The organism is Erythrobacter sp. THAF29 (assembly GCF_009363635.1).
Classification (GTDB): domain Bacteria; phylum Pseudomonadota; class Alphaproteobacteria; order Sphingomonadales; family Sphingomonadaceae; genus Erythrobacter.
Genome location: NZ_CP045392.1, coordinates 774,922 through 792,295 on the forward strand (window position 1 = coordinate 774,922; position 17,374 = coordinate 792,295).

Sequence of the window (17,374 nt, forward strand, 5' to 3'; positions counted from 1 at the left end):
ACCGCGTCACCGCCGCGTGTCGAAGCCCAGAATGGCGTAGATCTCTGATTTTTCCGCCGGGGAAACCACGGTGCGCACGGCGAATCCGCGGCTCTCTGCCTCTTCGCTAAGCGCGCGCGCGGATGCCCATGCACCTCCGCTGTCGTCTTCCGAATGACGGACATGGATCGTAACCGTCGCGCGCGGGTCGCGCGGCTGGCGGTCGAGCCATTCGCCAAGCGAGGGTCCCCCCGATACAGGGCGATAGAGGGTCTGCGCCGGATCGAATTGTGCCTGTTCAGGCGAAGGGCTCTCCGTCTGGTCGTCCCCGTCTACGGGCAGGGTCTTGGAAAGAGCGGAGAGCGTCAGCACGAACAGGATCAAAGCGAGGTCGGCGAGGATGATGTGCCAGTGCTTGCCCACCTGCCCGATCATGCGACTTCTCGCATGTGTGCGCGCTGTGCTGGTGGAGAACTGACGACGCAGCGCATGAACCAGTCGAGCAGCGCGTCGCGTTGGTCCTCTTCGGCTTCTTCCTTGCGCTCGATCGCGCGGGCGAGGGGGATACATGCGAACTGCGCCATCAGCACTCCGTAGAGCGTCGAAAGAACTGCGGTTGAAATCGCTCCCATCGTCGCCCCGACCGGTTCGGCAGCGGTCGCGGGAGCCAGCTGGGTAATGGCGATAAGTGTGCCGACAAGGCCGAAAACGGGCGCGAGCTCGCCTGCGTGTTCGAGGGTGCGCACAGCCCGCATCCGCTCGGCCATTCGAGCGGACTTCTCCGCCAATCGTGCTTGCTCGATCGCTTCTTGTGGACGGGTGCGGAGCAACCGGTCGACTTGCCGGGCGATGGCCGGATCGCTCGGCAGTTGTACATCGGCGCGCAACCGCCCGTCGCGCTCGATAGCGCGCGCGCAATTGGCGAGCGCCCGTCGGTTCGCTTCCAGGTCGAAGCCATTGCGCGGTAGCCGGGATAAAGCCCTGCCGGTCGCGGCCAGATCGCGCCAGCCGCACCGTGCAGCGGTAGCGAGAGCCGTGCCCGCGCACACGATGGCGAGCGCGGATCCATCGAACACGTGCGAGAATTCCACTCCCATGGAGCCAATCCTTCTGATCCCAATCCAACCAAGCTTAGAACGACCACGCGAGGCCCAGTTTAAGGGCGGTCCGGCAAAAAATCCGGTGCGCGCATGCAGATGATTGCCGGATTGCGGCAGACCCTTGCCGGAACGGCCTGCGACGAGCCGATTCTTCGGGCGCGAACGGCGGATTCGCGCGGTTTGGCACGGCTCATGCAAAACCAGTGACGATCCAATCCGTCCGCTGCCAGCAGGGAGCACCAACATGAACGAGCAGATTTTCGGCATCCATGGCGCCGCGCTCGAATTGCGCTCGCAGCGCATGGGCGTGCTCGCATCGAACATCGCGAATGCCGCGACACCGGGATACAAGGCGCGCGACATTGATTTCGCCTCCGCGCTCGATGCCCGGCTCGAAAGCGAGCGTATCGGCTTGCCTCCTTCCGACCGCACCGCGCACCTTGTCTACAAGGTTCCCACAATGGCCTCGATCGATGGCAACACCGTGGAGCTTACGCGTGAACAGGTCGCCTTCGCCGAAAACGCCCTGGCCTATTCCGCCACGCTCAGCTTCGTGCAGGGCAAGGTCAACACCGTTACGCGCGCGCTGAAGGGTGAATGACTATGGCGGGCGACAAACCCATGACGCTGTTCTCGATGACCGAGCGCGCGCTGTCCGCGCAGCTGGTGCGGATGAACACCGCGACGTCGAACCTCGCCAATGCCGGGTCCGTCTCGCGCAGCGCTGAGGAAGCGTACCGCCCGATCCGTGTGCGGTTCGCAAGCGAGCTCGATGCTGCCACCGGGCTTGCCAGCGTGCGCAGCGATGGCCTGGTGCGCTCGAGCGCGGAGCCGACCAGGCGTTACGACCCCGGCCACCCGCTCGCCGATGCCGATGGCAATGTCTGGGAAGCGCCCGTCGATGAGACCGCCGAGATGGTCGAGATCATGGAGAGCGCGCGCCAATACCAGAACCTCGTGCAGGCACTCACGACCGCCAAGCAATTGATGCTCGAAACCCTGAGGAGCAACTGACCCATGGAAAACCTTTCCAATCTACCCGTTAGCCCCGGTGTCCAGTCGACGCTCGACCGGCTCAACGCGCCTTCGAACGTGCGCGCAAGCAACGGGCTCGGTTCGTTGGACCAAGCCGATTTCCTGCGGCTTCTGACGACGCAGCTGGCAGTGCAGGACCCGCTCGAACCGGTGAACAATGAAGAGATGCTGGCGCAGATGGCGCAATTCTCTTCGCTCGCCGCCTCGACCGCATCGAGCCAGACGCTGGACGAGATTTCGGCCAAACTCGACGACCTGATCGCCGCGCAGGAAGCTGCGCTCGAAGCCTCGCGCGCCGCAGCCGCTGCCGCCGCCAGTGCGGCTCAGGCCGCGGGCGCACCGTCCACCGCCAACGCAGTTTCTGCGCTGACCTGATCCCCCCATTCCTCACGAAGAAGGAACCAGCCCCATGTCATTTTTCACTTCCCTCAGCGGCATGAAGAACGCCGAAACCGACCTCCGCGTCATCTCGCACAATATCGCGAATGCGGAAACGACCGGTTTCAAGAAGAGCAACGCACAGTTCAGCGATGTCGTGGCTACGGGATCGGCCAGCGATCCGCGCCGCACTCCCGGGATCGGCGCGACGGTCGCCGCGATCAACCAGGACTTCGCGCTCGGCCCGATCGAGCAGACCGGGCGCAGCCTCGATATCGCGATCAATGGCGGGGGTTTCTTCGCCGTCGCCAGCGCCGTTTCGGGCGATTTGCAGTTCACCCGCAATGGCAGTTTCACGATCGATGCGACCGGCGCGCTCAAGGATTCGCAGGGCGATCTGGTCCAGGCGTTCCCGGTCGATGCCGCGGGCAATGTCACCTCGACCACTCCAGGCAACGGCATGGTTCCGGTAACCAATACTGCCGGCTCCGAGCTATCGAGCGTCTCCATAAACCGGCAAGGATTGCTAATCGGTGCCTATTCCGACGGGACCACCCAAACCGTCGGAAAGATCGCTCTCGCGAATTTCCCCGCCGTCAATGGCCTGCGCGCAATCGGCCAATCGAAGTGGGAGGCCACTGGCACATCGGGGGCAGCCACATTCGGCGAGCCCGGCATTGGCAATTTCGGCGATATGCTGAGCGGTGCGCTCGAACGTTCCAATGTCGATCTGGCCGAAGAGATGGTCGCGCTGCTCACCGCGCAGCGCAACTTCCAGGCGAACGCGCGGGCGATCGATACCGCGACCGCGATTTCGCAGACCGTGCTCAACCTCCAGCGGTAGGGGCTGAGCCGTGGACCGCCTGATCTACACCGCGCTATCCGGCATGAACGCCGCGATGGACAACCAGCGCGCGACTGCGAACAACCTCGCCAACGCCTCAACCCCCGGCTTTCGCGGCGAGATCTTCGCGGTGACGCCCGCGACGGTTCGCGGCGAACCGCCCGAGGCCCGTGCCATCGCGCGCGGCTTCGTGCGCGGCGCGGACATGGTGGGTGGCAAGGTCACTGCGACCGGAAAGCCGCTCGACATAGCGGTCGAAGGCACCGCGCTGATCGCGTTCCAGGCGCCCGATGGCGGAGAAATCTATTCGCGCCGCGGCGACCTGCGCGTGACAGCGACCGGCGTGCTCGAAAACGGCGAGCGGCTTCCGGTGATGGGCGAAGGCGGCCCCATCACCGTGCCTGCCGGCGCGCGCATCAGCATCGCGGCAGACGGGACGGTGCTTGCCGCCGATCCCGCCAACCCGGATGCCGCCGCCGAGCCGATCGGCCGGATCAAGCTCGTCTCGCCCGAAGGCAGCCAGGTCGTCAAGGGGATCGACAGCTTCCTCAAGGTGCCCGGCGGCGGGGTGCTTCCGCCCGATCCGACCGCGCGGGTGACCAGCGGCGCGCTCGAACAATCCAATGTCGATACCGCCGAAACGCTCGTCGCGATGATCGATGCCCAGCGCGCCTTCGAACAGCGCGCGAAGATTATCTCGACCGCCGGCGAACTCGACGAGGCGGGCAGCCGCCTCATGAGCCTCAGCTGATCCGAAAGTATTCACCCGAGAGGAACGAAAAATGCCCACTTCCGCCCTACACGTCGCCCGCACCGGGCTCGAGGCGCAGGATGCGCGAATGCGCGTCATCGCCAACAACCTTGCCAATATCGGCACCACCGGGTTCAAGCGCGACCGCGCCGATTTCGCGACGCTGGCCTATCAGGAGCGGCGCATTGCCGGGCAGCAATCGACCGGCGAAACGGCCTTTGCCGTGGGGCTCAACCTCGGCACCGGGGTGCAGGTGCAAGGCACCACGCGGATCGATACGCAAGGCACTCTAAATACCACTGGCAATGCGTTCGACCTCGCGCTCGACGGCCCCGGCTTCTTCCAGGTCGAACTTCCCGGCGGGGAGATCGGATATACGCGCGACGGCAATTTCACGCTCTCGCCCGAAGGCCAGCTGGTCACTTCGCAAGGCTATGCGGTGAACCCCGCGATCCAGATCCCGCAAGGTGCCGAAGCGATTACCGTCTCGCCCGATGGCACCGTGAGCGCGATTGCGCCGGGCGGCAGCGAGGCGGTGCAGATCGGGCAGATCACCATTGCGAGCTTCGTCAATCCGGCGGGCCTGCGCGCCATCGGCGACAATTTCCTCGTCGAAACCGGCGCGAGCGGCCCTGCCGAGGCGGGAACCGCCGGCGAGAACGGGCGGGGCAATATCCGCCAGGGCATGCTCGAAGGCTCGAACGTCAACGTCGTCGAGGAGCTGGTCGAGATGATCGAAACCCAGCGCGCCTACGAGATCAATTCGAAAATGGTGAGCGCGGTGGACGAAATGCTGCGCAACGCCAACCAGACGCTGTGAGGGGAGCAGCCATGACCAAACTCCGCCTCTTCGTGCTGCCGTTTCTCGCGCTGCCGCTTTCCGCCTGCCTCGGCATGGGCGGCGGACCGCAGCCGGGATTTGCCGCGCCTCCGCCCCCGGCATCGCCGCTCACGGCAATGGAACCCGCGCCCACACCGGAAGCCAACCGCGGCGCGATCTTTCAGGCAGGGACCGGATATGCGGGCCTCCATGTCGGGACCCGCGCGCGTTCGCTCGGCGACATGGTGACCATCGTGCTGGTCGAGAACACCTCGACTTCCAAGAGCACGACCGGGCAGACGGACCGCGATGGCGGCTTCTCGCTCACCCCGCCCACCGCCGGTCCGCTCAGCTTTCTCAATCCCAACGCCCTTAATGCTGCGGGCCAGGGGTCGTTCTCAGGAGGAGGCAAGGCGGCCCAGCAAAGCCGCCTCACGGGAACCGTCGCGGTCACGATTGCGGCGATCTACCCCAACGGGACTGCCGAAGTGGTCGGAGAGAAGCAGATGTCGCTGAGCCAGGGAGACGAGTGGGTCCAGTTCGCCGGACGCATCCGGCTGATCGATATCGACGCCGACAACCGCCTGCCCTCCTCGAAGGTCGCCAATGCGCGGATCATCTATTCGGGCAAGGGCGCGGTGCAGCAGGCGAGCCGACCGGGCTGGCTGTCGCGCTTCTTCAACTTCATTTCGCCTTTCTAAAGGGGGAGGGAGACCCGTGAGATCCTTATTCATCATTTTCGCTCTCCTCGCAGCGCTGGCCCCCACCGCCGCCGCTGCCGAACGCATCCGCGATCTCGGCGAATTCGACGGCCTGCGCGCCAACCAGCTCACCGGATATGGCGTCGTCGTCGGCTTGCAGGGGACGGGCGACGACAATCTCGAATATGTGACTGAGGCGATGAAAGGCGTGTCGGGCCGGCTGGGTCTCCAGCTTCCCCCCGGCGTCAGCCCCAATCTGCGCAACGCCGCCGCCGTCATCATCACCGCCGAACTGCCCGCCTTCGCCAAGCCCGGCCAACGCATCGACATCACCGTATCGACGCTCGGCAAGGCCAAGAGCCTGCGGGGCGGTGCGCTGGTGCTGACCCCGCTTTATGGTGCGGACGGCCAGATCTACGCAATGGCGCAGGGCAATGTCGCGGTCGGCGGGCTGGGCGTGTCGGGGCGCGATGGATCGCAGCTGACCGTCAATGTCGCGACCGTAGGCCGGATCGCCGATGGCGCGACGGTCGAACGCACCGTCGCCACCGGTTTCGATCGCGAAGGCACCTTGCGGTTCAACCTGCACCAGGCCGATTTCCTCACCGCAGCGCGGGTGCGCGACGCGATCAATGCGCGCTATCCCGGCATGGCGCGGATCGCCGACGGGGTGAGCATCGAGCTGACCCTGCCCTTCGGCAATGACGAGCGCGCAGCGCGGCTCGCCGAGATCGAGATGCTGCCCGTCACCCCCGCTCCGGTCGCGGCGCGGGTGATCGTCAACAGCCGCACGGGCACGGTCGTCATCAACCAGGCCGTGCGCCTTTCCCCCGCCGCGATCAGCCACGGCAAGCTGGTGATCCGGATCGAGGAAAGCCCGCGCGTCATCCAGCCCGAACCCTTCGGCAATGGCGACACGGCAATCGAGCAGGCGAGCGAAATCGACGTCGAGCAGCAGGGAGGCCGCGTCGCGTTGATGCCGGGGGCAGCCTCGCTGTCCGAAATCGTCGATGCGCTCAACCTTCTGGGCGTGGGCGCGGCCGATCTCGTGGTGATCCTCGAAAGCCTCAAACAGGCGGGCGCGCTGCAAGCCGAAATGGTGGTTCTGTGATCACGCCGGTCAACCCTTACCTCGACACGCAGGCGCTCTCGCCCGAGCGGCTCGAACTGCGCAAGGCGGCGCAAGGGTTCGAAGCGATCATGCTGCGCCGGATGCTCGAAAGCGCGCGCGCGGCAAGCTTTGCCGAGGACACCCCGCTGACCGGAGGCGGGCTCAAGCAGTTCGAGAAGATGCGCGACGAGCACGTCGCCGAGATCGCTGCCGGATCGGGCGCATTCGGGTTTGCCCGGAGCATCGAGGAACAGCTCGCGCAATATATCGATGCGAAAGAGGCCGGGTCATGAGCAGTGCGATGATCCATATCGGCCTCAGCGGGACACGCGCGGCGCGTGCAAGCCTGGAGCTGACCGCGCAGAATGTCGCGAATGCCTCGAATCCCGATTATTCGCGCCGCACGCTTTCGCAAAGCGAGCTCGTGGCGAGCGCGGCAATCGATTTTGCCGCGCGCGATGCATTTGCCGGGGTGCGGGTCGGCGATGTGCGCCGTATCTCGAACGAGCTGGTGCAGGCGCAGGTGCGCAGCAGCGCGTCCGACCTTGCCCGGACCGAGGCGGAGATCGAGGGATTGCGCGTCGCCGAAACCGCGCTCGAACAGTCGCGGCTCTTTGGCAGTCTTGTCGCTTTCGAAGCGGCGCTGGTCCGGCTTGAAAGCGACCCGCTCGATCCGACCTTGCGCACCGCCGTGCTCGAAGGCGCGCGCCGGGTGGCCGACACTTTCGGCCTCGCTGACGGCACGCTCGCCGATGCGCGTTCGCTCGCCGGTGCCGAAGTCACCGCCGGGATCGACAAGGTGAACGGAATTGCGACCGAGATCGCGCGGATCAATGTCGGGCTCGCGGGCGTTCGCGATGGTTCGGGGACGCAGGCCGCATTGCTCGATGCGCGCGATGCGGCCTTGCGCGAATTGTCGGGCGAGCTTTCGATCTCGGTCCGCTTCGATGAATTCGGCGCGGCCGAGGTGAGCCTTGCCGGCGCGCCGCCCGAGGTGCTGGTGGACAAGGGCAGCGCAAGCGCGCTCGCGGTGTCGAGCCAGCCGGACGGAACGGTCACCTTTTCGATCGGCGGCACGAATGTGGAGCCGGTCGGCGGCGCTTTGGCCGGGCGGGCTGCGGTGCTGCGCGATCTCGCCGCGGCGCAGACCGATCTCGATGCGCTCGCCGCCGATCTGATCGCGCGCGCAAACAGCGCCCAGGCTTCGGGTGCCGCCAGCGATGGCAGCGCGGGTGCGCCGCTGTTTTCGGGAAGCGCAGCAGCCGATATCGCGCTCGCGCTCCAGTCCCCCGACGGGCTTGCCACGGCCCCGGCAGGTGCGCCGGCCGGCAGCCGCGACACGGGCAACCTACGCCAGTTCATCGCATCGCTCGGCGCGGATGACGGTCCTGTCGCGGGCACCGATCGCCTGCTGCTCGGCCTGTCGAGCAAACTCGCCGCGCTCGATACGCGGCGCGAGGGGCTTTCGGTGATCGCGCAAGGGGCAGAAGCCGCCTTGCTGCGCGAAACCGGGGTCGATCTCGACACCGAAGCCGCCGACCTCGTCCGGCTCCAGCAGGCCTTCGAGGCCAATAGCCGCGTGATCCAGGTCGCGACCGAGCTGTTCGATACGATCCTCGGGCTGAGATAACGGCGTGGGAGTGAAAGCATGACCGGGATAGGCAATTCGACCGCAGCGTTCTTCAACCGCTCGCTCGACCAGATGGGCGACCTGCGCCGCTCGATCGAGCGGCTGCAAACGCAGATCGCGACCGGCCAGCGGATCGAACGGGGCTCCGACGATCCTGCCGGTGCTGCGCAACTGCGCGCTATCGCCCGGCGCGAGGCGCTGAGCGCGGCGGAGAAGGAGAATGCAAACGCCCTCTCGCGCGATCTCTCGCAAGCGGCAGACGAACTGGGCGATGTCGCCAACATCCTGATCCGCGTGCGCGAGCTTGCGGTCGCGGCAGGCAGCGAGACGATGCCCGAAAGCGCACGCCTCGTCATCGCCGAGGAGATCGACCAGCTCGGTGAAGAATTGTTCGACCGTGCGAACGCGCTTTCTCTTGCCGGAGAGCCGTTGTTCGCCGGAACCGCGTCCGGCCCCGCCTTCCTGCGCGATGGCGCGGGCAATGTGACCTATAACGGCAATGGCGCGAGCGGCGCGGTGCCGGTTGCGCCGGGCACAGAGATCGAGCGCGGGCTTCCCGGAAACGCGATTTTCGAATTCGACGTGTCAGGCTCGCAGACCAGCGCCTTTGCCGTCCTGACAGGCCTCGCCGATGCGCTGCGCGGCGGCGCCCCCGACCCTGCGGCAGCTGCGCGGGCCGCGATCGACGGGCTCGATGCCGCGCTCGATTCCACGACCCGCAGCCAGGCGGTGCTCGGCACGCGGCTCGCCTGGGTTGAGATCGTTCAGGACAACCAGAACCAGCGCGCCGTCACCCTGGCCGAGCAGCGCAGCGAAACCGGAGATACCGATATCGCCAGCGCCATCGCGCGCCTGCAACAAACCCTCACCGCACTCGAAGCGAGCCAGGCCGGCTTTGCCCGAGTCAGCTCGCTCAGCCTGTTCGACGCGCTCTAGCGCGCTGATCCCCGCGCTCTAGCACAAGGAGCCCCACGCCCATGTTCGCCGCCATCGGTATCGTCGTCCTGCTCGTCATGGTTTTCGGCGGATTCGTGCTTGCGGGCGGCGCGCTGGGGCCGGTTCTCTCCGCGCTACCGCTCGAAATGATGATCATCGGCGGGGCGGCGCTCGGCGCGACCCTGATCGGCAACTCGATGCACGAGATCAAGCTGCTCGGCAGCGGGCTGATGAAGGTGTTCAAGGGAGCGAAATACACCGACGAGGATCACATCGACGCGATCAAGCTCACCAGCCAGCTGATGAAGCTGCTGCGCGCGGAAGGCGCCGTCGCGCTTGAGAGCCATGTCACCGATCCGGAAAATTCGACCATTTTCAGCGAGTTTCCCCGCCTTCAGAACGATTCCGTCGTGCGCAGCATGATCTGCGATCCGTTGACCTTGATGGTCGTTTCCAGCGGAACGCTCGATACCCACGCGGTCGAAGACGTGATCGACAACGCGATCAAGTCGCAGCTGCACGAGATGGATGAACCCGCGCACGCGATCCAGTCGCTCGCCGATGCTCTCCCGGCGCTCGGCATCGTTGCCGCGGTGCTCGGCGTGATCAAGACCATGGGCTCGATCAACGAGCCACCCGAAGTCCTCGGCAAGATGATCGGCGGGGCGCTGGTCGGCACCTTTCTGGGCGTGTTGCTGGCCTATGGTTTCGCCAGTCCGATGGCGGGCCGGCTGAAGCAGTTGAACGCCCACGACCAGCAAATCTTCCACTCGATCAAGCAGGTCATCATCGCCAGCCTCCACGGCTATCCGCAGCCGCTTGTGCTGGAGGCCGCGCGGTCCGGCCTGCCGCCCGCGCACCGCCCCAAGCTCACCGATCTGCTCGACCTGATGCGGGGCAAGTGAGATGGCCGAGGCCGATCCCGAAGTTTCAGCCGAGTTACCGCCCCCGATCATCGTCAAGAAGATCACGATCGAGGAGGGCGGTCACCATGGAGGCGCGTGGAAGGTCGCCTATGCCGACTTCGTCACCGCGATGATGGCGTTTTTCCTGCTGCTGTGGCTGCTCGGCGCGACCGAGGAGAACCAGCGCAAGGGGATTGCGGACTATTTCTCCCCCACGCTCGTCAAGCTGCGGCAGGAGGGCGCGGGTTCGGACGGAATGCTCGGCGGCAATTCGATCACCGATGTCGACAATTACCCCAACCGCCAGGGCCAGACCGGAACGCAGTCGATCACGATCCCGCGCGCGGCAAGCGGTGGCCCGGTCGAAGGCGGCGGGAAGGGCGAAAGCGAAATCGAGAAAATGCGCGAGTTGCGAGACAAGATCGACGCCAAGCTGCGCGAGCGCAAAAGGCTTCGCCACCTGACGCGGCAAGTGCGGGTCATGCGTTCGCCCGAGGGGATCCGGATCGACCTGGTCGACGATGCCGACTTTTCGATGTTCTCGCTTGGCACCACTATTCTGACGCAGGAAGCGCGCGGGCTGCTCGAGGTGATCGGAGAGACCCTGGCGAACGAGCCCAATCCGCTGATCGTTCGCGGACACACCGACTCCCTCAAATGGAAGCCCGGCATGGTTGCGAACAACTGGTCGCTGTCCGCAGGCCGTGCTGAGGCGACGAGGCAGGCGTTGCTCCTGAACGGGCTGGCCGAACGGCGTTTTGCCCGTATCGAGGGCGTTGCCGACCGCGAGCCTCTGATCGCGGACGATCCGACCGATCCGCGCAACCGCCGGATTTCATTGCTGTTGCTTGAGCAGAACACCGCCGTTCGGCGCCCGATTCCGCGGACTGCCATGGGTAGTTCTACCGAGGAAGCTGCTCCCACACCGTAAACCATGTTCGCCTAGCTCTTCGTGTCGCAGCGGGACCGCACGCGGTTCCACCGACGGAGAGCACGCATGACCGAGACAATCGAACCACACGAATTGCCGAACGCGCTGGACCGCGCGCCGGATGGCGTGAAAGCGCTCTCGCTCGATTGCTTCGACACGCTGCTCTGGCGCGATTGCCATGCGCCGACCGATGTTTTTTCCGCGCTCGACCATGTATTGCCCGGTCAACGGATCGTCGGCGAACGTAATGCACGCAAGGCCGAGGCGACCCTGCGTCGCCGCACCGAGATCGGGATGCGCGCCATTTACGAACACGCCATGCCCAACGCCGGTGAGAGTATCCGCGAAGAGGCGATCGCCGGGGAACTCGACCTCGAAGCGCGCGTCTGCTTCGCCTTCGCGCCTACGGTCGATCTCATGCGGGAGGCGAAACGCCGAGGCATCAAGGTCATTATCGTGTCCGATACCTACCTCAGCGCGCGCCAGCTCGAAAATCTCATCCGCAAAGCCGCCGGAGACGAGGTTGCGGACCTGATCGACCGCGTTTTTGCATCGTGCGAAGCCGGAGTTTCGAAGGCTCAGGGGCTTCTCGCGAAGGCATTGAAGGCCATGAAGCTGCGAGCGCATGAAGTGCTTCATATCGGCGATAACAAAGCCGCAGACTTCGACGCATCGCGTGCACTCGGCGTGCCAGCGCTGCATCTCGTCCAGTTCACCGATGCCGCGCGCCAGCGGCTCCGGTTCGAGCGCGCGTGCCAGCAGATTGCAGGCGAAGCAGATGGAGGTGCGCGAGGATTGATGCCGCACCGCGCCTTGATCGCCATCGGTGAACCGCAAACCACACACCCTGCCCAAGGCTTCGGCTTCACCGTACTCGGGCCAGTTTTTCATGCCTTCGATCGTTGGCTGCGCCGTGAGGCGGAAGCTCTCGAACAGGCACACGGCGGCACCGTTCATTGGCTTTTCCTCCTGCGCGACGGGCACCTCCCCCAGATCGTGCACGATGCGGGCGGTGCTTCCCCGAGCACTGCCCGCGTCGAACTCAGTCGCTTTACCGCGACCGCCGCTTCACTGGCGAGCCGCGCAGCCTATGATCGCCACGTCGCTCTCGAACACGGGCTCAACCCCGCAACGCTCGCACTCCAGATGCTCTTTGCCGAAGACGAGATCGCGAAGGTGGTGGGCAGTCCTTCCAGCGATGCCGAATTGACCGAAGCGAGCCAGCGCCTCCTCGCCGAACTGCGCAGCGGACAGCGTCGGAAGCTGACCATCCGCCGTGCCCGCGCTTTTGCCGACCGGCTCATCGCCCATATCCGCGCCGCAGTCGATCCTCAGCCGGGCGACACGTTGATGCTGGTGGATCTTGGCTACAATGGATCGGCGCAGAACCGCGTCGATGCGTTGCTATCCGAAGCGTTCGGCGTGCAAGTGGCCGGACGTTACCTTCTCATGCGCGAGATGCAGGCGACCGGCCTCGACAAGCAGGGCCTCATCGATCCGCGCCATTACGATCCCGCCTTCCTCGAGGCCATGTGCAGCAATGTCGCCGTGATCGAACAACTTGCGACGTGCGAGATGGGTTCGGTCGTCGATTACACTGAAAAGGGCGAGCCGATCCGCAAGCGAAGCGCAGTAAAGGGGCGCCAAAGCAGTGTTCGCAATGCGGTACAGGCCGGAGTCGTAAGGTTCGCTGAAGCTGCGACCGATCCGCCTGTCATCCGTATGAAGGACCACGACGCAGAACGCGGCTGGCGTGAGGCGGCTGCGGGTGCTCTTGCACGTTTCATGTTCCTTCCCCAGCCCCGCGAGCTGGAGATCGTCAGGCGTTTCGAACACGACGTCAATCTCGGCAGTGAGCGCATGGTGCCGCTGTTCGATCCGGAACGTGCGGGCGAAGGAATGCGCCGCCGCGGGCTTTTTTACATGAAGGGGTCTGCGCGGATGTTCCTGCCTGCGGAGCTTGCGCAGGAGGACATGAGCACGCGGCTATCGCTGCTGGTGCAAAAGCGGTTCGGACTTGGCCTGACCTATGCCGATCACGCTCCTCGCACGATCGCGCTGCCGGCCTATTATCTCAGCGCCACGCAGGCTTCGCAAACCGAGATCGAGGCTCGCGCAACACATGATGGATACTTCGCTGCGCGCATTCCGGTCGGCGAGGCGGGCTATGGCGTGGCGCTGCAATTGGGCGCTGCCTTCCGATGGGTGGAGATTGCCTCGATCACCTGCTCGCCGCTGAGCGCCCTTGCTGGTGGGTCGCACAACGATGCTGCCCCGCTGCCGGTCAATGCTCGGTATGAAGGCTTCATCGAGCACGCGCCTGGCCTTGTTGAATGCAGAAACGAAGAGGCGTTGGTGCTCGTCATGCCCGATGCTGTCCCTTCGTCGGACCAGCCGCAAATGATTGAAATCGTCTTCCGCCCGATCCGCCACCGGGGGCGCGCTTCGGAAAAAGCACCGACAGTCACTTCAACAATCACCGTACCGGGGAAAGCCGCATGACCGACCTGCTCATCCATTCCATGTCCGAATTTTCGGCCATCATCCTGCCCTGTCTCGACGAGGCGGGCGTCGCCTCCATAACCGAGATCGGAAGCGAGTTCGGCGGCATGTCGCGCGTCCTCGCCGAACATTGTGCAGAGAGGGGCGGCAAGCTCACCTGCATAGATCCCGAGCCCGATCCGAGTTTTGCGGCATGGGCTGCGGAAAGTGACGCGGTCGAACATGTTGCGCTGCCGAGCCTCGAAGCGCTTGAAAGCGCCGAGCCTGCCGATGCATGGTTCATCGATGGCGACCACAACTACTACACAGTGATCAACGAGCTGAAGCAGGCAGACCGCATCTCGCGAGAGGGTGAGCGGCCCTTGCTCGCCTTCCTCCACGATGTCTCCTGGCCATGCGCGCGGCGCGACTTCTACTATGCGCCCGATCGTATTCCGGAACAATGGCTGCACCCCCATAGCTATGACCACGGCGTGACGCTCGGCCATGACGGCGTGCTTGAAAATCGCGGTTTTCGTGGACGTGGTCAGTTCGCCGTCGCGCTCGATGCGGGCGGGCCGAAGAATGGGGTTCTAACTGCGGTCGAGGATTTCCTCAAAGAAGCCGACAGCGAAGAGCGTCCGTTGTTCTACGTCCATGTGCCTGCCGTATTCGGACTGGGCATCGTCTTCGATGCCGATGCTCCATGGTCGGAAGCGGTCGCGCAGTTCCTGCTGCCTTACCATGCCAACCCGCTGATCGCCCGGCTGGAGGAGAACCGGTTGCGCAATTACCTCGAAGTGATCGACTGGCAGGACCGCAGCGCGGCATAGTTCGTCGCGGTCGGGCCTCTCGCTTCCTCCACCCTTCCACCCGGAGCCTACCGGTATACAATCCGGGTGGAGGGAACGGGAGGCTACGCAGCTCTTGAGATGACGCACCAAAAAACCCGGAGCCTTTCGGCCCCGGGTTTCCTGTCGTTCCGCCCGTGGGTCGCAGCGGGCGGAGCGGAATTTACCTGAGCAGCGAGAGGACGTTCTGCTGCGACTGGTTGGCCTGCGCCAGCATCGCGGTGGATGCCTGGCCGAGGATCTGTGCCTTGGCGAGTGCGGTCGATTCCGCCGAATAGTCCGCATCCATGATCCGCGAACGTGCGTCGGCAAGGTTGGTGGCGGTTGTCGTCAGGTTGCTGATCGCCGATTCGAGCCGGTTCTGCCCTGCACCCAGCGAGGATCGCGCCGTGTTCACATCGCTCAATGCGTTGTCGACATTGCCGATAGTGGTCGCCGCATTCGTTGCCGTGGTTACGTCGAGTGCGGTGGCGGTGAGGTTGTTCCCGTCGATTGCATTGCTGGTCAGCGTGACGGTGCGCCCTGCGTCGATTTCGATATCGACGGTCACGTCGGTGCCGCTGGTTGTGCTGAACAGCGTCACGCCGTTGAACTGGGTGTTGGTAAGGATGTCGTTGATCTGACCGCGCAGCTCGTCGACTTCCTGATCCATGAAGCTGCGCGCTTCGGTGTCGTAAGTGCCGGTGCTCGACTGCACGCCCAGCTCGCGGATGCGCTGGAGCATGTTGGCCACTTCGTCGAGCGCGCCTTCGGCTGTCTGGGCAAGCGCGATACCGTCGCTGGCGTTGCGGATGCCCTGGTTGAGCGCGCGGATCTCCGAGGTGAAACCGGTTGCGATTGAGAGGCCTGCGGCATCGTCGCTGGCGCCGTTGATGCGGCGGCCGGTGGAAAGGCGCTCCATCGCGGTGCCGAGCATTTCGTTGGCGCGCATCGAAGCGTTCTGGGCGCGCAGTGCCGAGATATTGGTGTTGATCACTGACATTGGTCTTCTCCGGTATAGCGTCCCGCAGCGAAGGTGTGAGCGCTGCTGGTGATGCTAAGAGCGACCATCGTCCGCGATGTTTAAGCGCGCCGTTCAATTTCATCCGCAATCAACCGGTGGTGGCTATATAATGGGTGCGCGAGGCGAGAGCCGAGCGGGCCTACGTATTCGCACGGGGGCTTAAATTTGCGCTATCTTGGACGGGCACCCGGCAAATCCTTTCCGGCACGAAGACCGGAACGGAAAGAAAAGGCCGAACGCACCCGCCATGTTTCATTCTCAACACTTCTCGCAGGCCAACCTCGCTGACGGTGAGGGCGCGTTTGCGATCGATCCCGAACTTCTGGAGCGGCATAGTGCGCTGCTCGGCAGCACCTTGCCGCTGCTCGCACGCGATTGGCAGGGCGCGCGTCTGATGCTCGGAGAAGACGGGCGGTTTGGCTGTCCGCCAGGTGGCCGACGCGAGGACCGGATCGAGGTCGACCTCACGCACAGCGAGACGACCATGCTTCGCTGGCTAGGCGAACACCGCATTGCGCTTTCATATCGCAGCGATGCCCCCGATGCTGCGCGTGCGGCCCTTCTGGCCGCCGCCTCTCAAGGGGGATTGCCGATCGCGGGCGACGATCACAGTCTGGCATTGCTCACCCTCGCACAGCGTATTGCGGGGAGTGAGATACCGGTCCTGCTCGAAGGGCCGACCGGCACCGGCAAGGAAGTTTTCGCGCGGCTGGTCCATCGTCTCTCGCGCCGATCGAAAGGCAAATTCGTCGCGGTCAATTGCGCTGCGATGCCCGAAGCGATGCTCGAGGGTTTGTTGTTCGGCCATCGTAAGGGCGCCTTCACCGGCGCGGGCGAGGCGCGCGAGGGTCTGTTCCGTGCAGCTGACGGAGGAACGCTGCTGCTCGACGAGATCGGCGAGCTCCCGCTCGCGCTGCAATCGAAGATGCTGCGGGCATTGCAGGAAGGCGAAGTTCTCCCGCTCGGCGCGACTACGCCGGTCAAGGTCGATGTGCGGATCGTCGCCTGTACCAATCGCACGCTTTCCGCCGAAGTCGAGGCCGGGCGGTTCCGTGAGGATCTGCTCTATCGCCTAAACGTTTTCCCCCTTGAGCTCGCCGCCCTGCGCGAGCGGCGCGGCGATATCGCGCCGCTCGCTTTCGGGATGCTCCTGCGCCACGGATGCCGCGAGGGACAACCCGGCTGGATCGCCGGGCAGGCTCTCGCCCTCCTCGAAAGCCATGTCTGGCCGGGCAATGTTCGCGAGCTCGAAAACGTTATCCGCCGGGCAATCCTGCTCGCGGGCGAATCGCATCAGATCGGGTCGGAGCATATCGTGTTCGAACAGCCGGTGCGCTCGCTGGCCGAGCCGGCTTCAGTACCCACACCCGCCCGGGTGACCGGTCGCACACTGTCCGACGTCGCATTCCAATCCGAAGCGCAAGCGATCCTCAACGCGCTCGAAACCCATGGCGGCCACCGCGCACGCACTGCCAAGAGCCTCGGGATATCCGAGCGCACGCTTCGCTACCGTCTCGCATCGATGCGCGATTCCGGTCTGCTGGCCGCAGGCGGTGAGGCATGAGCGCCGTCCGCCCCACGTCCGGCGTCCAGGACATTATGGCGTTGCGGCAGGAAGTGCTCGCTCGCAGCAAGGCGCTGCAGGACGTTCGCGCCGCGAGCGAGGCTGGCACGGTGCCCGCCACCGCAGACCCGACGGGCGGCTTTGCCGATACGCTCGGCGATGCATTGAAGCAGGTGAGCGCGGTGCAGCAACGTTCGGGCGAGATGCAGGCTGCCTACGAGCGAGGCGAAGTCACCGATATCGCGCAGGTCATGCTTGCGCGTCAGGAAGCGGGCGTAGCATTCGAAGCGACGCTGCAAGTGCGCAACAAGCTGCTTTCCGCCTACCAGGAAATCATGCGGATGGGAGGCTGAT

Annotated in this window: 20 protein-coding genes; 17 read left to right on the forward strand and 3 right to left on the reverse strand. The window is 64.8% G+C overall.

The window, feature by feature from the left end:
* Positions 1–6: 6 nt before the first annotated feature.
* Positions 7–414, reverse strand: a complete 408-nt coding sequence (locus FIU90_RS03880) for a hypothetical protein (protein ID WP_152433590.1) — start codon at positions 412–414, stop codon at positions 7–9.
* Positions 411–1,076: a MotA/TolQ/ExbB proton channel family protein gene (locus FIU90_RS03885; protein WP_172970173.1), complete on the reverse strand. Its 666-nt coding sequence runs from the start codon at positions 1,074–1,076 to the stop codon at positions 411–413. The genes FIU90_RS03880 and FIU90_RS03885 overlap by 4 nt, the downstream gene beginning before the upstream one ends.
* A gap of 247 nt (positions 1,077–1,323) precedes the next feature.
* On the opposite strand from FIU90_RS03885, the gene flgB reads away from it, so the two are divergent.
* The 15 genes from flgB (at position 1,324) to FIU90_RS03960 (ending at position 14,435) form a co-directional block, all read left to right on the forward strand.
* Positions 1,324–1,680, forward strand: a complete 357-nt coding sequence (flgB, locus tag FIU90_RS03890) for a flagellar basal body rod protein FlgB (RefSeq protein WP_152433592.1) — start codon at positions 1,324–1,326, stop codon at positions 1,678–1,680.
* Positions 1,677–2,093, forward strand: a complete 417-nt coding sequence (flgC, locus tag FIU90_RS03895) for a flagellar basal body rod protein FlgC (RefSeq protein ID WP_370515139.1) — start codon at positions 1,677–1,679, stop codon at positions 2,091–2,093. The genes flgB and flgC overlap by 4 nt, the downstream gene beginning before the upstream one ends.
* A 3-nt stretch (positions 2,094–2,096) precedes the next feature.
* Complete coding sequence (locus FIU90_RS03900; protein WP_152433594.1) at positions 2,097–2,489, forward strand: flagellar hook capping FlgD N-terminal domain-containing protein; 393 nt, start codon at positions 2,097–2,099, stop codon at positions 2,487–2,489.
* 34 nt (positions 2,490–2,523) lie between these two features.
* Complete coding sequence (locus FIU90_RS03905) at positions 2,524–3,336, forward strand: flagellar hook-basal body protein (RefSeq protein ID WP_152433595.1); 813 nt, start codon at positions 2,524–2,526, stop codon at positions 3,334–3,336.
* A 10-nt stretch (positions 3,337–3,346) separates the two neighbouring features.
* Positions 3,347–4,087 carry a flagellar basal body rod protein FlgF gene (locus FIU90_RS03910; protein ID WP_152433596.1) on the forward strand — a complete coding sequence of 247 codons (741 nt, stop codon included), beginning with the start codon at positions 3,347–3,349 and terminating at the stop codon, positions 4,085–4,087.
* A 31-nt stretch (positions 4,088–4,118) separates the two neighbouring features.
* Positions 4,119–4,907 (forward strand): flagellar basal-body rod protein FlgG, encoded by a 789-nt coding sequence (gene flgG, locus FIU90_RS03915; RefSeq protein WP_152433597.1) that lies wholly within the window; start codon positions 4,119–4,121, stop codon positions 4,905–4,907.
* 11 nt (positions 4,908–4,918) lie between these two features.
* Positions 4,919–5,608, forward strand: a complete 690-nt coding sequence (locus FIU90_RS03920) for a flagellar basal body L-ring protein FlgH (RefSeq protein ID WP_152433598.1) — start codon at positions 4,919–4,921, stop codon at positions 5,606–5,608.
* 16 nt (positions 5,609–5,624) lie between these two features.
* Positions 5,625–6,719, forward strand: a complete 1,095-nt coding sequence (locus FIU90_RS03925; RefSeq protein ID WP_234029614.1) for a flagellar basal body P-ring protein FlgI — start codon at positions 5,625–5,627, stop codon at positions 6,717–6,719.
* Entirely contained in the window at positions 6,716–7,012 is a 297-nt protein-coding gene (locus FIU90_RS03930; protein ID WP_152433600.1) for a rod-binding protein, read from the forward strand. Before FIU90_RS03925 ends, FIU90_RS03930 begins: the two co-directional genes overlap by 4 nt.
* The gene (gene flgK, locus FIU90_RS03935; RefSeq protein ID WP_152433601.1) at positions 7,009–8,349 is read left to right on the forward strand and encodes a flagellar hook-associated protein FlgK; all 1,341 of its coding nucleotides are present in this window, start codon (positions 7,009–7,011) and stop codon (positions 8,347–8,349) included. Before FIU90_RS03930 ends, flgK begins: the two co-directional genes overlap by 4 nt.
* An 18-nt stretch (positions 8,350–8,367) precedes the next feature.
* Positions 8,368–9,285 carry a flagellar biosynthesis protein FlgL gene (locus FIU90_RS03940; protein ID WP_152433602.1) on the forward strand — a complete coding sequence of 306 codons (918 nt, stop codon included), beginning with the start codon at positions 8,368–8,370 and terminating at the stop codon, positions 9,283–9,285.
* A gap of 41 nt (positions 9,286–9,326) precedes the next feature.
* The gene (gene motA / locus FIU90_RS03945; protein ID WP_152433603.1) at positions 9,327–10,190 is read left to right on the forward strand and encodes a flagellar motor stator protein MotA; all 864 of its coding nucleotides are present in this window, start codon (positions 9,327–9,329) and stop codon (positions 10,188–10,190) included.
* A 1-nt stretch (position 10,191) separates the two neighbouring features.
* The gene (locus FIU90_RS03950) at positions 10,192–11,121 is read left to right on the forward strand and encodes a flagellar motor protein MotB (protein WP_152433604.1); all 930 of its coding nucleotides are present in this window, start codon (positions 10,192–10,194) and stop codon (positions 11,119–11,121) included.
* Between the two features lie 66 nt (positions 11,122–11,187).
* Positions 11,188–13,623: an HAD family hydrolase gene (locus FIU90_RS03955; protein WP_152433605.1), complete on the forward strand. Its 2,436-nt coding sequence runs from the start codon at positions 11,188–11,190 to the stop codon at positions 13,621–13,623.
* Positions 13,620–14,435 (forward strand): class I SAM-dependent methyltransferase, encoded by an 816-nt coding sequence (locus FIU90_RS03960; protein WP_152433606.1) that lies wholly within the window; start codon positions 13,620–13,622, stop codon positions 14,433–14,435. Before FIU90_RS03955 ends, FIU90_RS03960 begins: the two co-directional genes overlap by 4 nt.
* Before the next feature lie 181 nt (positions 14,436–14,616).
* Here FIU90_RS03960 and FIU90_RS03965 read toward each other — a convergent pair whose 3' ends face one another.
* Entirely contained in the window at positions 14,617–15,435 is an 819-nt protein-coding gene (locus tag FIU90_RS03965) for a flagellin (RefSeq protein WP_152433607.1), read from the reverse strand.
* Between the two features lie 268 nt (positions 15,436–15,703).
* On the opposite strand from FIU90_RS03965, the gene FIU90_RS03970 reads away from it, so the two are divergent.
* Positions 15,704–17,020 carry a sigma-54-dependent Fis family transcriptional regulator gene (locus FIU90_RS03970; protein WP_234029615.1) on the forward strand — a complete coding sequence of 439 codons (1,317 nt, stop codon included), beginning with the start codon at positions 15,704–15,706 and terminating at the stop codon, positions 17,018–17,020.
* Positions 17,017–17,373, forward strand: a complete 357-nt coding sequence (fliE, locus tag FIU90_RS03975; protein ID WP_152433608.1) for a flagellar hook-basal body complex protein FliE — start codon at positions 17,017–17,019, stop codon at positions 17,371–17,373. The genes FIU90_RS03970 and fliE overlap by 4 nt, the downstream gene beginning before the upstream one ends.
* Position 17,374 lies beyond the last annotated feature (1 nt).

Excerpts from the sequence above, each read along its gene's own strand:
- FIU90_RS03880 (WP_152433590.1), bottom strand. The coding sequence starts at position 414 with ATGATCGGGCAGGTGGGCAAGCACTGGCACATCATCCTCGCCGACCTC.
- FIU90_RS03885 (WP_172970173.1), bottom strand. The coding sequence starts at position 1,076 with ATGGGAGTGGAATTCTCGCACGTGTTCGATGGATCCGCGCTCGCCATC.
- flgB (WP_152433592.1), top strand. The coding sequence starts at position 1,324 with ATGAACGAGCAGATTTTCGGCATCCATGGCGCCGCGCTCGAATTGCGC.
- flgC (WP_370515139.1), top strand. The coding sequence starts at position 1,677 with ATGACTATGGCGGGCGACAAACCCATGACGCTGTTCTCGATGACCGAG.
- FIU90_RS03900 (WP_152433594.1), top strand. The coding sequence starts at position 2,097 with ATGGAAAACCTTTCCAATCTACCCGTTAGCCCCGGTGTCCAGTCGACG.
- FIU90_RS03905 (WP_152433595.1), top strand. The coding sequence starts at position 2,524 with ATGTCATTTTTCACTTCCCTCAGCGGCATGAAGAACGCCGAAACCGAC.
- flgG (WP_152433597.1), top strand. The coding sequence starts at position 4,119 with ATGCCCACTTCCGCCCTACACGTCGCCCGCACCGGGCTCGAGGCGCAG.
- FIU90_RS03920 (WP_152433598.1), top strand. The coding sequence starts at position 4,919 with ATGACCAAACTCCGCCTCTTCGTGCTGCCGTTTCTCGCGCTGCCGCTT.
- flgK (WP_152433601.1), top strand. The coding sequence starts at position 7,009 with ATGAGCAGTGCGATGATCCATATCGGCCTCAGCGGGACACGCGCGGCG.
- FIU90_RS03940 (WP_152433602.1), top strand. The coding sequence starts at position 8,368 with ATGACCGGGATAGGCAATTCGACCGCAGCGTTCTTCAACCGCTCGCTC.
- motA (WP_152433603.1), top strand. The coding sequence starts at position 9,327 with ATGTTCGCCGCCATCGGTATCGTCGTCCTGCTCGTCATGGTTTTCGGC.
- FIU90_RS03950 (WP_152433604.1), top strand. The coding sequence starts at position 10,192 with ATGGCCGAGGCCGATCCCGAAGTTTCAGCCGAGTTACCGCCCCCGATC.
- FIU90_RS03955 (WP_152433605.1), top strand. The coding sequence starts at position 11,188 with ATGACCGAGACAATCGAACCACACGAATTGCCGAACGCGCTGGACCGC.
- FIU90_RS03960 (WP_152433606.1), top strand. The coding sequence starts at position 13,620 with ATGACCGACCTGCTCATCCATTCCATGTCCGAATTTTCGGCCATCATC.
- FIU90_RS03965 (WP_152433607.1), bottom strand. The coding sequence starts at position 15,435 with ATGTCAGTGATCAACACCAATATCTCGGCACTGCGCGCCCAGAACGCT.
- FIU90_RS03970 (WP_234029615.1), top strand. The coding sequence starts at position 15,704 with ATGTTTCATTCTCAACACTTCTCGCAGGCCAACCTCGCTGACGGTGAG.
- fliE (WP_152433608.1), top strand. The coding sequence starts at position 17,017 with ATGAGCGCCGTCCGCCCCACGTCCGGCGTCCAGGACATTATGGCGTTG.